This is a genomic window from Pedobacter hartonius (assembly GCF_900107535.1).
Lineage (GTDB): Bacteria > Bacteroidota > Bacteroidia > Sphingobacteriales > Sphingobacteriaceae > Pedobacter > Pedobacter hartonius.
This window is the reverse complement of record NZ_FNRA01000001.1, coordinates 599,096-612,855: the sequence shown is the minus strand read 5'-3', so window position 1 is coordinate 612,855 and position 13,760 is coordinate 599,096. Positions and strand designations below refer to the sequence as shown.

Annotated in this window: 12 protein-coding genes; 9 read left to right on the top strand and 3 right to left on the bottom strand. The window is 45.3% G+C overall.

What is annotated here, in order from left to right:
• Window positions 1–150: 150 nt before the first annotated feature.
• Window positions 151–303, bottom strand: a complete 153-nt coding sequence (locus BLW16_RS22925; RefSeq protein WP_139298243.1) for a lmo0937 family membrane protein — start codon at window positions 301–303, stop codon at window positions 151–153.
• A gap of 174 nt (window positions 304–477) precedes the next feature.
• Here BLW16_RS22925 and BLW16_RS02790 point away from each other — a divergent pair, with 174 nt between their 5' ends.
• The gene (locus BLW16_RS02790; protein ID WP_090554946.1) at window positions 478–1,236 is read left to right on the top strand and encodes an SDR family NAD(P)-dependent oxidoreductase; all 759 of its coding nucleotides are present in this window, start codon (window positions 478–480) and stop codon (window positions 1,234–1,236) included.
• Complete coding sequence (locus tag BLW16_RS02785) at window positions 1,208–1,669, top strand: OmpA family protein (RefSeq protein ID WP_245735105.1); 462 nt, start codon at window positions 1,208–1,210, stop codon at window positions 1,667–1,669. Before BLW16_RS02790 ends, BLW16_RS02785 begins: the two co-directional genes overlap by 29 nt.
• 107 nt (window positions 1,670–1,776) lie before the next feature.
• On the opposite strand, the gene BLW16_RS02780 is transcribed toward BLW16_RS02785, so the two are convergent.
• Complete coding sequence (locus tag BLW16_RS02780) at window positions 1,777–3,093, bottom strand: PQQ-dependent sugar dehydrogenase (protein WP_090555184.1); 1,317 nt, start codon at window positions 3,091–3,093, stop codon at window positions 1,777–1,779.
• 126 nt (window positions 3,094–3,219) lie between these two features.
• Here BLW16_RS02780 and BLW16_RS02775 point away from each other — a divergent pair, with 126 nt between their 5' ends.
• The 7 genes from BLW16_RS02775 (at window position 3,220) to BLW16_RS02745 (ending at window position 12,078) form a co-directional block, all read left to right on the top strand.
• Complete coding sequence (locus BLW16_RS02775; RefSeq protein ID WP_175470465.1) at window positions 3,220–3,915, top strand: DUF2490 domain-containing protein; 696 nt, start codon at window positions 3,220–3,222, stop codon at window positions 3,913–3,915.
• 178 nt (window positions 3,916–4,093) lie between these two features.
• Window positions 4,094–4,402 (top strand): GNAT family N-acetyltransferase, encoded by a 309-nt coding sequence (locus BLW16_RS02770; protein WP_090554942.1) that lies wholly within the window; start codon window positions 4,094–4,096, stop codon window positions 4,400–4,402.
• Window positions 4,403–4,488: 86 nt separating this feature from the next.
• Complete coding sequence (locus BLW16_RS02765) at window positions 4,489–5,007, top strand: (2Fe-2S)-binding protein (RefSeq protein WP_090555183.1); 519 nt, start codon at window positions 4,489–4,491, stop codon at window positions 5,005–5,007.
• Complete coding sequence (locus BLW16_RS02760; protein WP_090554939.1) at window positions 5,000–6,019, top strand: FAD binding domain-containing protein; 1,020 nt, start codon at window positions 5,000–5,002, stop codon at window positions 6,017–6,019. Before BLW16_RS02765 ends, BLW16_RS02760 begins: the two co-directional genes overlap by 8 nt.
• Before the next feature lie 25 nt (window positions 6,020–6,044).
• Window positions 6,045–8,285, top strand: coding sequence for a xanthine dehydrogenase family protein molybdopterin-binding subunit (locus BLW16_RS02755; protein WP_090554937.1), 2,241 nt, complete (start codon window positions 6,045–6,047; stop codon window positions 8,283–8,285).
• A gap of 129 nt (window positions 8,286–8,414) precedes the next feature.
• A complete protein-coding gene (locus tag BLW16_RS02750; RefSeq protein ID WP_090555182.1) occupies window positions 8,415–9,191 on the top strand; it encodes an alpha/beta hydrolase in 777 nt (258 codons plus the stop codon).
• Window positions 9,192–9,627: 436 nt separating this feature from the next.
• Window positions 9,628–12,078, top strand: coding sequence for a PAS domain S-box protein (locus tag BLW16_RS02745; RefSeq protein WP_175470464.1), 2,451 nt, complete (start codon window positions 9,628–9,630; stop codon window positions 12,076–12,078).
• A gap of 15 nt (window positions 12,079–12,093) precedes the next feature.
• Here the strand turns inward: BLW16_RS02745 and BLW16_RS02740 are convergent, their stop codons facing one another.
• Window positions 12,094–13,644 (bottom strand): acetolactate synthase large subunit, encoded by a 1,551-nt coding sequence (locus tag BLW16_RS02740; RefSeq protein ID WP_090554936.1) that lies wholly within the window; start codon window positions 13,642–13,644, stop codon window positions 12,094–12,096.
• Window positions 13,645–13,760: the final 116 nt, after the last annotated feature.

The window sequence follows — 13,760 nt, the reverse complement described above, 5'->3', positions numbered from 1 at the left end:
GGGGTAATCGAAATAAGGATATTTTATAGGATAAAAATCTGGAAAATAAAAACCAGCATCAATGCCCTAATCTGGGGATTCTTTTAATGAAAGAACGCCTGATAAACTGGTTATCAGGCGTTCTTCATTGTCCTTAAATTCGTAATCCGGTTAAGCAGCACTCCTGACTAACCTCAGGATAACCGCAATTACAGCAATAACCAGTAATGCGTGAATGATACCGCCTGTATAAAAACCACCCAGGAAGCTAATGGCCCAGATGACAACTAAAATGACTGCGATTAAATAAAGTAAGTTTCCCATAACGTTTAATTTTAAGCGTAAGTAGTAGATGATTTTTGAAGACAACGCTTAAGAATGAATATTGTTTAGGAATTATCGTAAAAACCTATCTTCTACCACATTTGGGGATATTAATCCCGGTTCTTTTTCTTTTATTTCGGGTATTCATCTGCTCATTTAAATTATATCATCTCAATGGAAGTATTAGGTAACAAAGTCGTCATTATCACCGGAGGCGCCGGTACGCTTGGTCTGGCAACTGCAAAGCTGTATTTAGCTAAGGGTTCATCGGTAATGCTGGTAGACCGCGATGAAAAGGCGCTGGAGGCAGCTATTGCGCTGTTGGGTGATCAAAACGTAGGCTTTGTTGTTGCCGATGTTACAAGAACCGCAGATACCCGCCGGTATGTGAATAAAACGGTGGAAAAATTTGGGAAAATTGATGTTTATATCTATTGTGTAGGTGTAATTGGTATGATCAGGCCTATTACTGAAATTCCGGATGAAGATTTTGCTTACATGAAATATGTGAATTTTAGTGGCGCATGGCTGGGCTGTCAGTATATCTTACCCGAGATAAACAATGGGGGAAGCATTATCATCGTCTCTTCAACAGCAGGCCACTGGGGAAACGCAAACAACAATTCTTACGCAGAAAGCAAACATACAATGACAGGTTTGGTGAGGGCGCTGTCTTTAGAGGTTGCGCATAGAAATATCAGGGTGAACACAATTGACCCGATTAATTTTAAAGGAAGGATGATGCGTGATCCGGAGGAAGTACTGATCTCGGGAGACCGGGAAGAAATGAAGAGGATCATGAGCTCAATGATCCCTTTGGGAAGGTATGCCCAGCCTGAAGAAGTTGCCCATTCACTGCTGTTCTTTGGCTCTGCGAACAGCACTTATATTACCGGTACAACTCATGTCATATCGGGAGGTTTCAGGTCCTGACCAGTCTTTAGCTGAGAATATACTGCTGAAAGTTCTCATGCTTACTAAAGATCCCAAACCTTCTGCAGTGAAAAAAGGGAAAATGCCTTTGGCAGCTCTACCCAGGAAACTGGAATATGACAATGCCAAACCTGTAATCAGGAGCATATACTATTCCAATCTGGATCAGTTGGCAAAAACAATTAAAGATGACAATTATGCGGTATCGCTGAGGGGCCATGCCGACTCAGTAGGAAGATACAAATACAATTGGGTACTATCTGATAACAGGGCGATCAGCGTAAAAAAGTATCTGGTAAGTAAAGGTGTAAAAGAAGACAGGATTGTGACTACGCCCTATGGAAGCACTGTTCCTGTTGCATCAAACAAAACTGCGGCCGGACGCCAGAAGAATAGAAGGGTAGAAATTGAACTTAAAAAAATCAGCGAATAAGGAACATTTATTCCCTTGGTTTCCTGTTGCAAATCCCTTTATATTAAATCAGGCTTAGTTGAACAACCAAGCCTGATTTTTTTGGCTGAAATTACCTCTTCTGGTGATTAGTTGGCAGCAACCCTCCAGATGGTACTGCTTACATCATCTGCCACTAACAGAGAGCCGTCATTGGCCACCGCCACGTCAACCGGGCGGCCATATACTTCGCTTTTCTTCTCATCAGCAATAAAGCCGGTCAGAAAATCCTGCAGTTTTCCCGATGGTTTTCCATCTTTAAAGGGTACAAAAGCAACCTTATATCCTACAAGTTCGGACCTGTTCCATGAACCATGCTGCCCGATGAAGGCACCTTTCTGATAGCTTTCAGGGAATTTGCTTCCGGTGTAAAAAGCCAGTCCCAATGAGGCGGTATGGGAACCGACAGGTACATCAGGCACTACGGCCGATTTTACCAGGTCAGATCCCTGCCCTTTCATTCTGGGATCTTCATGCTGGCCGTAGTAAGAATATGGCCATCCATAAAATGCACCCGGTTTTACACTGGTGATATAATCCGGTACCAGATTGTCACCCAGGCCATCACGTTCATTAACAGCGGCCCACAACATTTTGCTGTCTGGCTGCCAGTCCATTCCGACAGGGTTTCTCAGGCCTGAAGCATAAATTTTTTCACCTGTACCATCGGGGTTAACTTCCAGGATATCGGCACGGCGAAGTTCATTTTCCATCCCATGATCGGCCACATTACTACCCGATCCAACAGAAATATATATTTTGGAGTTGTCTGCTTTTGCAATAAGGTTCCGTGTCCAGTGGTTATTGTACCCACCTGCAGGCAGGCTCACAATCTTTTTGCCCTTGCCGGTAATTTTGGTCTCACCTGCTTTATAAGGATACTGAAATACGCCATCCGTATTGGCTACATAAAATGAGTTGCCAATGATCAGCATCCCATAGGGCTGGTTAAGGCCGGAAAGAAAGGTACTCCTGATTTCAAACTTGCCGTCATTATTCGTATCCCTGAACAATAAGACGGTATTTTCGCTTTCTCCGCCCACCTCAGATTTGGCTTTACCGCTGACGGCATTCGCTATTTTATCTTTGGCGTCCCTTTCAGAATTTGACAAAGCGATAAGGATATCCCCGTTAGGTGCAATGTAAATGCTTCGCGGGCTTTTCATATTGGTTGCAAAAGCCGTTACACTGAATCCTGCAGGTGCAACCGGGGTTTTTCCGGCAGGCCAGCCAATAACCTTACTGAAATTGTTTTTGGTAGCATTGGTGTCAGGTGCAGGCAGATCTAAAGATCCGGTGGTGGTGCTATCTGTGGTTAAGCTGTCCGTTTGTCCGGTCTTGTCCGGCCGGGAGTTACAGGCAACAACAAAAGGAGCCGCCGCCAGTAGAAGAAAAAGTCTGTTCATAATCATTTCTTTAATAGTCGATATTACGCTAACGGTTCATACAGAGAATTGTTTGGACATTTATTTCCTGATAACCGAACTTTTACCCGGAACGGGCGTTATGGTTCCATGGCTAAAATTGCAGGAATGCTGAGAAAAAGGAACTGGAGATTTTTAACCTGTGGATTGCTGTTTTGCAATATCACGGCTTTTGCCCAGGGGGACGGCGCCTGGCTCTTTCTTTCCCACACGCAAAAACTCAGTCAAAAGTTTGATCTTCTTGCTGATGTGCAATTGCGCAGCACGGAGCATATTACTTATTTTTCTACCTTGTTACTGCGCACTGCCTTTAATTATAACCTGAACAAACATCAGTCTGTAGCGTTGGGTTATGCACATAAAGGAGACTGGGAAAAGGAGGATGGCCGCAAGAGCTATTCCCCGGAACACCGCATCTATGAGCAATACCTTCATCAAATTAAACTGGAACGCATGGAGCTGATGTTAAGGGGCAGGCTGGAGCAGCGTTTTGTGAAGGAAGAACAGTACGAATTCTCTCAGCGTGCCAGGTTGCTGCTAAGTGCCCAGATCCCTTTAATCGCAAACAAAGATTTTACCAGGGGAATTTATGCCAGCCTTCAGGATGAAGTTTTCCTTAATGTTCAGCATAAGGGAAATGTAAATGGTAGTTTTTTCGATCAGAACAGGCCGTACGCTTCTGCAGGTTACCGCTTCAGTAAAAAACTGGATATAGAATTTGGATATACACGCTGGCTTCAGCGTGAGGATACAGGCGACAAAACATCTGATGTGATGCAGCTGATGATCACTACAAACCTGTAAAGTCTGGTGGCGTACCATTATTGAAGTGTTATTTTATAAGAGTAGCTATTCATAACATCAAACTTAATATCATATTTGTTGTATATTCTATAGGTATTACAGTTCTTTAAAATCTATCTTTATACATAGATATCTATATATAAAGATATTATTTCATTGAACGCTAAAAATCATGATTATGGCAGAAATTAAATTTGAATCAGCAGGAAGTGACCCGGATGCATTCAACCTGTACGATGAAGGGAAAAAGATTGGCGAGATGATCGTAGAGATTAATAACAGGGACCTGAAGGTATACCATACCGAAGTTGATGAAGACCAGTCCGGCAAAGGTTATGCACAATCTCTGCTGGACGCGATGGTAACTTATGCAAGGGAACATCAGTTAAAGGTTATACCCTTGTGTTCTTACGTGGGCACTCAGTTCGGGCGCCACCCCGATACCTATGGGGATATCTGGAACAAAGATGTAAAACCGACTTTCTGATCATTCCGGGCAGGAGATAATGCGTCAAGATTTTGCAAACAATTCTTTTGCATATTTCTTATATCATTACTAATATTTACCTGCTTATGAATTCAGAACTTGATTTAAAACCTGCCGCGGTATTTACCAGTAAAACCAGGCAGATCACGCTAAACATCAATGGCATCTCCAGAGGTCTTGAGGTTTTGCCTTATGTAACTCTTTTAGACGCACTGAGGGAATACCTTGATCTGACAGGTACAAAAAAGGGTTGCGACCATGGGCAATGTGGTGCCTGTACCGTAATCTGTGATGATAAACGGATATTAAGCTGTCTAAGTCTGGCTGTGGCTAAAGATGGTGCTGAAATCACCACCATTGAGGGGGTCAGCACCGGCAACGACCTCCATCCTTTGCAACAGGCTTTTATTGATCATGATGCTTTCCAGTGTGGTTACTGTACACCAGGGCAGATCTGCAGCGCTATCGGTATGCTCAGTGAAGGAAAAGCAAAAACACGCGCAGATGTAAAGGAGCTCATGAGCGGCAATTTGTGCCGTTGTGGCGCCAATATGAGTATTATTGATGCGATCATGGAAGTTAAAGACGGAGGCGGACATGAATAATTTTGATTATGGCGCTGCGGCTGAACTAAAAGACGCATTCATACAGGTGAATGAAAATGCGGCAAATGCCTTTCTCGCCGGAGGAACCAATCTGATAGATCTTCTGAAGTATAATCTCGTGAAAGCCGAAAAACTGGTGGATATCAACCCTCTGCCAGATTATCATGGAATAGAGGAAACTTCAGATGGGAAGGTCAGGCTTGGTGCTTTATTGACCAACGCAGATACAGCCTATCATCCGCTGATCGAAACAAATTATCCCTTATTGTCCAGGGCAATCCTGGCTGGCGCTTCGGCACAGATACGTAATATGGCCACCAATGGCGGCAATCTGTTACAGCGTACACGCTGTTATTATTTTTATGATGCAAATGTACCCTGCAATAAGCGGAATCCTGGTTCAGGCTGTTCGGCAATTCCGGGATATAACCGTACAATGGCCATCCTCGGGACAAGCGAATACTGTATCGCTGTTTTTCCGTCAGACATGTGCGTGGCACTCGCAGCCTTAGATGCTACTGTTGATGTCTCAAGCGCTGAAGGCAACCGGAGCATTGCTTTTGCTGATTTCCATCGCCTGCCGGGCAATACTCCTCATCTGGACAATAACCTGCAGCATGGCGAACTAATCACAGGCATCACGCTGCCCAAGAAAGGGTTTGAAAAGAACTATTCTTACCTTAAACTTCGTGACCGTAATTCTTATGCTTTTGCGTTGGTTTCTGTGGCTACCGCACTGGATCTTGACGGCGATAGGATCAAAGAGGCCAGAATTGCTTTGGGAGGCGTTGCACATCGACCCTGGCGCGTAAAAGAGGCCGAAGACCTGCTGCAGAATCAAACCGCTACACGGGAGAACTTTGCCGCTGCTGCGGATCTCATACTGAAAGGGGCAAAAGGATTTGAACACAACAGTTTCAAAATAGAACTGGCTAAGCGGGCGATCATACGTAACTGTATGATGGCGCTCCATCCCGAAAGCCAGATGCCAGGTGCACAGCCGTCTGCATAACCAATTTACCACTAAACTGCAAACCATGAAAAACCCACCTGCTACAGGTCAATCCATCAGCCGAATTGAAGGCCCCTTGAAAGTAACCGGTGCTGCTAAGTATTCCGGTGAATATAATGTGCCCGGCCTCTTGTATGGATATGTTGTGAACAGCACCATTACCAAAGGAAAGATCATCAAGATATATACAGAAGAAATAAAAGCCCTGCCGGGAGTTATTGACGTATTCAGCCATGAAAACCGCCCCTCGACGGCTTGGTTTGATATGAAATATGCTGATATGGATGCCCCGCCGGGATCGCCCTTCAGGCCCCTGCATGACGCAGAGATCAGATATAACGGGCAGCCTATCGCCCTTATCGTTGCAGAGACCTTTGAACTGGCACGTTATGCCGCCTCCATCATCAGCGTTGACTATGAAAAGGAGATCTTTGATACGGATCTCCGGAGTCATTTCGGTGATGGACGTGAGCCTGAGACAGGTATGGCCTCCCTGCTGAAACCGCCTCCGCCAGAGCCGACAGGTTATTTTGAAACAGCCTATGCTGCAGCGAAATATAAGGCTTCGGGAGAATTCTATCATGGAACAGAGCACCATAACCCGATGGAACTTTTTACTACCACCACACTTTACGAGGGCAAGGGAAAGCTTTCCATCTATGACAAAACACAGGGTACCGTCAATTGCCAGTTGTACGTAGCTAACGTTTTCGGTTTGCGTTTTAAAGATGTAAAAGTAATATCTCCTTTTGTAGGGGGAGCCTTCGGCTCAGGTTTAAGGCCTCAATATCAGCTTTTTCTGTCCGTTATGGCCGCTTTGGAACTGAAGCGCCATGTTAGGGTTACGCTTGACCGCAGCCAGATGTTTACCTTTGGCCACCGCCCTCCGACCCTGCAGCGTACCCGTTTTGCTGCTGATGCAGATGGAATGGTGACCGCCCTGAATCACACTGCATTTGCCGAGACTTCCAGATTTGAGGATTATACTGAAGTTGTAGTAAACTGGTCCCCGAAATTATACCCTGCAGCCCATACGCTGTTAGACTATAAGCTTGTACCGCTGGATGTATTTAGTCCGATGGATATGCGGGCTCCGGGCGGAAGTACCGGCATGCATGCCATTGAGAGTACATTGGATGAGCTCGCTTACCAGCTCAAAATGGATCCTCTGGATTTGAGGCTGAAAAATTATACGATGATCGACATTACGGTTAACCTTCCGTATTCAAGCAAAGAATTGAAGGAATGTTACCTCAAAGGCGCTGAAAAATTCGGATGGGCCAACCGGGCTCCTGAACCACGCAGTATGAAACGCGGGCACAAACTGGTAGGGTATGGTATGGCCACAGGAATCTGGGATGCTATGCAGGCGCCTGCCAGGGCAGAAGCGGCCATGACAAGAGATGGTAAATTACATGTTAAAAGTGCTGTAACGGATATAGGTACAGGAACGTTCACGGTCATGACCCAGATCGCTGCCGATGAACTGGGCCTTCCTGTAGCAGATGTTATCTTCTCCTACGGAGACAGCAAATTGCCCTTTGCACCAATACAGGGTGGCTCGATGACTACATCTACCGTCGGCACCGCTATCAGGGCAGCAGGTAAGGCACTCCGGAAAAAACTGCTCAGGGTTGCAAAGCGAATGAAGGATTCGCCGCTGGGCAAAGCTGAACTGGAGGAGGTGATCTTTCAAAATGGATACATTATATTAAAAGATAATCCTCAGGCAGCTGTTTCTTTCGCAGATATCATCAATGACGGGCACCATGGCCTGCCTTTGAAAACTACAAATACAGGTGTTCCTAATATGGCTAAACTCAATAAATATTCGCGTGCAGCGCATAGTGCGGTTTTTGTAGAGGTGGAAGTGGATGAGGAGTTGGGTGTAATCAATGTAACGCGGGCTTTAACGGCCGTTGCAGCCGGAAAGATCATCAACCCGAAAACTTCCAGAAGCCAGATCCTGGGAAGTATGGTGTGGGGAATCAGCAAAGCCCTGCGGGAGGAGACCATTCTCGACAATCAGCTGGGAAAATATATGAACCAGAACCTGGGCGAATATCATATCCCTGTTCATGCCGACATCCATGACCTGGATGTAATGTTCATAGAAGAAAACGATGAGCATATCAACGAACTGGGCATAAAAGGACTGGGCGAAATAGGCCTGGTGGGAGTGGCGCCAGCCATAACAAATGCGATATTCCATGCTACCGGAAAGAGGCTGAACCAGTTGCCGGTTCACTTTGATATGCTGTTGTAATTGATGCTTTTCGTATTGATTACCAGTAGTTTATTGTTGTTTCCGTAGAAGTCATTAAAACTAATGCCATTTGAGGTTGTTAGTATAGGGAGCTTTCATAGCTCCTTTTATGAACTTAAATATTTTTTTATGAAAGATATCATTTTTGTACACGGAATGTTCCAGAACCCCAGAAGCTGGGATAAATGGGTAGGTTATTTTAGTGAAAGAGGGTACAATTGTTTAACTCCGGCCTGGCCAATGCACGAAGGAGAACCGGAATTATTGAGAGATAATCCGCCTGCCGAACTTGGACAGCTTCGACTGGATGAAGTGATCAGCGAAATTGAAATACTTGCTTTGAAACACGATAATCCTATTATGATAGGCCATTCTGTTGGTGGCCTGATCGTTCAGCTCATGGTGAACAGGGAAGTAGCGGGAATGGGCGTAGCGATAGATTCGGTAGCCCCAAATGCGATGATGGACCTGGATTGGAGTTTCCTTAAGAATGCTGCCATCATTACCAATCCCCTGAAGGGAAATGATCCTATTTATATGGATATTGAAATGTTCCAGGATGCGTTTGCAAATACGCTGTCGGATGAGGCTGCTTTAGGGGCCTTTACGCAGACGGCAATACATGACAGCCGGAACGTACTGAGGGATTGCCTGGGATCAGCAGGACACGTAAATCTGGATTCTCCACATGTGCCATTATTGCTGATCGCGGGGGAAAAAGATGAGATTATTCCTGCCTCCTTAACTGAGAAGAACTATAAGGCGTATACTGATCAGAACAGTGTGTTAGGCTTCAAAGAGTTTCCGGAACGCAGCCATTATATCTGCGGAGAGCCCGGTTGGGAAGAAGTAGCTGATTATGTATACAACTGGCTTCAGGCCCAGGAGAAAGCCGCCCTGGTATAATCAAATAATTCTCTTTCCTTGATAAGAAGTGCTGATCAGCTGCATTCCTTCATTCAGGTTATTTTAAAAAGTTGCATACCTGATATCATCTGCAGTATAGCAGCAGATGATATCAGGTTATGCAAATACGTATCTTTGAATGGTTAGGTATATTTTCAATTTTGCAAAATCTAAAATAGCGGAAAACAACAGGTAAGACAACTGTGAACCTCTTCCTTGGAAGTGATGCTTTTGACCGCACTGAAGGGAAAATAGAAAAACTGACTGCCGGAATGGGAAAATGTTACCCGCTCTAGTGATTTTTTGAATGAATAGCGCAATGTAATCCACCGGGAGAGGCTGCGGTTTTGAATGCAGGGGATGCTAATGTGAATGAACGGATTGAACGAAGCGTTTTAGCACGACTTTTTTTACCTTCAATCTCTTTATTACCTAAATGCACTCTTACAATCCCTCAAAAACCAAAGTGACCGAAATTCCAATACCTGTAAATGAGAAGGAGCGTTTAACCGCATTGCATAATTATGCCATATTAGATTCATTAAATGAAGATGAATTTGACCGGATTACGGAACTGGCCGCACTGATTTGTGAGGCGCCGGTTTCCCTGGTCTCCTTCATAGATGAAAACAGGCAGTGGCTCAAGTCGGTTATAGGCTTTGGAAGCAAGGAGACACACCGGAATCTATCGTTTTGCCAGTACACCATTATGGGCGACGTATTTTTTGAAGTGCCGGATGCCACTAAAGATGAGCGTTTTAAAGATTATGACCTGGTGCTGGGCGATCCTAATATCCGGTTTTATGCCGGCTATCCGCTGATTGATCCTGACGGATATGCGCTTGGTGCTATAGCTGTGGTTGACTACCGGGAAAGGACATTGACAGAGCGGCAGAAGAGGTCGCTGCATTTGCTTGCTGAAGAAGTGATTGCGCTGATTGTGCAAAGACGGCAGAAGGAAGAATTAAAGCATTTTGGGCAGCTATTTAAGTTGTCAGATGATTTGATCTGTATCAGTGAAGCAGATGGCACATTCAAAAAAATTAATCCTGCATTTAAAAAAGTACTGGGATGGGATACCGAATTCCTTTTAAAAACGTCCCTTTTTGAACTCGTTCACCCTGATGATGTGGAAATCACCAGGCAGGAAATTAAACATCTGGCAACTGGTGCGCATACCATCAGCTTTACACAGCGGTTTAGAACGTTTACCGGTCACTATAAAGATCTGCAATGGACGGTAACTCCTGAACTGTCCACCGGAAGCCTTTTTGCAATTGGCAGGGATGTCACTAATGAAAGATTAAAGGAGGTGCAACTGGCAGACAGTGAAGAAAAATTACGGGTGTTTTTTGAAAACTCACAGGGATTGATGTGCTCACATGATCTGCAGGGAAATTTTTTGACATTCAATCAATCCGGGGCTGTCATGCTTGGATATTCAAGAGAGGAGATTACGGGGCTTAGCCTCTATGATATTGTTCCGCAGGGAAGAAGCGATGAGATCACGAACTACCTGTCTGACATCAGAGAAAAGGGGGCTGTAAAAGGACAGATGGTTTTGCAGCATAAGAACGGATCTGTGCTGGTATGGATGTTTAGCAATGTGCTGGCGCGTGATGCAGGCGACGAGCCGTATGTGATCTGTAATGCGGCAGATATTAACGACAGGTATCAATTGATTAACGACCTGCAGCGTCAGCGTGAGGAACTCGAAGTTTCAAAACAGGCGGCTGAAAAAGCCAACATGGCTAAATCAGAATTTATGGCAAATATGAGCCACGAGATCAGGACACCATTAAACGGGATCATCGGGTTTGCAGACCTGGTGTTAAAAACCGATCTCAATGAAAACCAGCGCCAGTATCTTTCAATTGTGAACCAGTCGGCCGGCACCCTATTGACCATTATCAATGATATCCTCGATTTTGCAAAAATAGAGGCCGGAAAAATGGAGCTGAATATCGAAAAACATGATGTTTTTCAGATTGCAGCTGATGTAACGGATCTCATTTTTCAGCCCATCCAGAAAAAGGGGCTGGAAATGCGCTCAAATATATCGGCCGAACTGCCAATGCATATCTGGGCGGATGCGACCCGTTTAAAGCAGGTGCTGATCAACCTGCTTGGAAACGCGGCCAAGTTCACTAAAGAAGGGGAAATAGAGATCAGGGCGGAGCTGCTGGGGATCAACGGTGATCAGTCTCAAATACGTTTTAGCGTAAGGGATACGGGAATAGGGATCAGTGCTGACAAACAGGAGAAAATATTTGAAGCTTTCTCTCAGGAAGACGGTTCTGTAACAAAAAAATACGGGGGAACCGGACTAGGGTTAACCATATCCAATAAATTACTTGCGCTAATGGGCAGCCGGCTTTATTTAAAAAGCACAGCCGGGGAGGGCAGCTTATTTTATTTTGACATTACTTTCAGATCTGAAGGCAGTGATGCTGCCGGTACGCAGCAACCAGAGCTTTTTAAAAATGCAGCTGTACTGCAATTCAATACCAATCCGCTGACGATCTTAATCGCTGAAGATAACCCTGTAAATATGTTGCTTACCAAAACTGTGATGAAAAGGATCGTTCCCAATGCTTCCTTAATTGAGGCCTCAAATGGCCTGGAAGCCCTGAACTCCTGCGAGGCCGGGTTGCCTGACCTGATCCTGATGGATATTCAGATGCCCGATATGAACGGATATGAGGCTACTACCAGGATAAGGGCACTGGAGCGTGCGGCGCACATACCCATTATTGCGGTTACCGCAAGCTGTTTAAAAAGTGACAGGAAGAGATGTTACGATGCAGGGATGGATGATGTAGTAACCAAACCATTTGTGGAAGAAACCATGGCTTTGATGATCAAAAAATGGATCATCAATAAGTAGCCGGGGGAACGATCATCAAATCATTGCTTCAATCAAAAACGGCCTTTTTCCGGACATGGCCGTTTTAAACAAAGCGTAAAACTCTTTTGTGGTTTCCGCCTGCGCTGCTTCAATACCCATACTCTGCGAGAGCTTAATCCAGTTCAGATCCGGATCGCCCAGATACAGCATAGGCGGTTTTTTTACTTTTTTTGTCACCACATGCATCAGTTCCATTTCCTGTTCCAGAAAAGCATAATTGCGGTTAGAATACACTACAATCGTAATATCCAGGTTTTCCCGTGCCATAGTCCACAAGGCCTGGATGGTATACATTGCACTACCATCCCCCACAAGGCATAACACTTTTCTATCAGGGCAGGCAATGGCTGCGCCTATACTTGCGGATAGCATACAGCCAATAGAACCGCCTGTGAGCTGTAACATATCGTGCGGCTGAACGGCGGCCGTAAGCGCGTAATAAGGAAGACCTGAAGAGATAGATTCATCGCATATGACCGTCTGCGGCGGAAGCAAACGTCCGATGATGCGCATTGCGCCCTCAGGCGTAAGCGGCCCTTCTTTCGGAAGGTCCGGCAATGCGAGTTTTGTGATCAGTCCCTTATTGCCCTCATGAACGTTTAACAGCGAGCAAAGGACTTCCAGGGCCGCAGGACCGTCCTCATGCGGATGGGAGAGCGTGATCACTTTGCAGGTGGCAGGCAGAGAGGAACTGCTCCCTCCGGGGTAGGCGAAAAAAGATATCGGTGGCTGTGCGCCAACGAGAATGAGTACATCGATTTCCTTCAGGACAGCCAGTGCATCTTCCGTGTGGTATGGCAGGCGCGTCACCATGGGATAGCCGGCGCCCCTTTGTATTCTGGGGTAAAAGGTATCAGAGAACAAGCGCGCTCCGGTAGCCTCTGCTATCTTACCTGCCCTGCGCAATCCATTGTCTTTAAGTGCTTCATCTCTTAATAGCAAGGCGATTCTGGTTCTCTTTTTAAAGGCATCACGTACCTGTTTAACGATCTGTTCATCTACCTGTGCTTTCTGTTTTTTCGGAAGTGTTGAGGCAGGTACGGCACCTTCCTCCCAGGCTACATTTGCAGGCAGGATCAGCGTGGCCACCTGTCCGTTGTTTTCAGCTGTGGCCTGTAGAGCTCTCGCCGTGTCTGACCCCAGGGTGCGTATATTTGATACACGGTATACACAGTCTGATGTGTGGGCTGCAATAGCTCTGATATCAGTTGTTAAAGGTGCATCGTAATGAAGATGAGTATCAGGATGATCGCCTACAATATTCAATAACGGGGTTTTTGCCCTTTTTGCATTATGGAGGTTTGTGGATCCGTTCATTAACCCTACGCCTAAGTGCAGCATGGTAATAGCGGGCTTTCCTGCCATTCTTCCGTAACCATCCGCGGCTCCTGTGGCCACCCCTTCAACTAAGGCCAGTACAGGACGGATCTTTTCCGAGTTTTTTATCGCGGCAACGAGGTGTATTTCTGACGGTCCTGGATTTGCGAAACAAACTTCTACATTATTATCAATAAGTGTTTTTACCAAAATCTCTGCTCCATTCATGCTTTTATCATTATCGTCCCGTTATCTCTCTGTAAGAGATAGCAGATTAATTTTTTTTGGATTTTTTTATTAAATATTTTTCAATAGTAAACGAATGGAGTCTCGTTAAATTATTA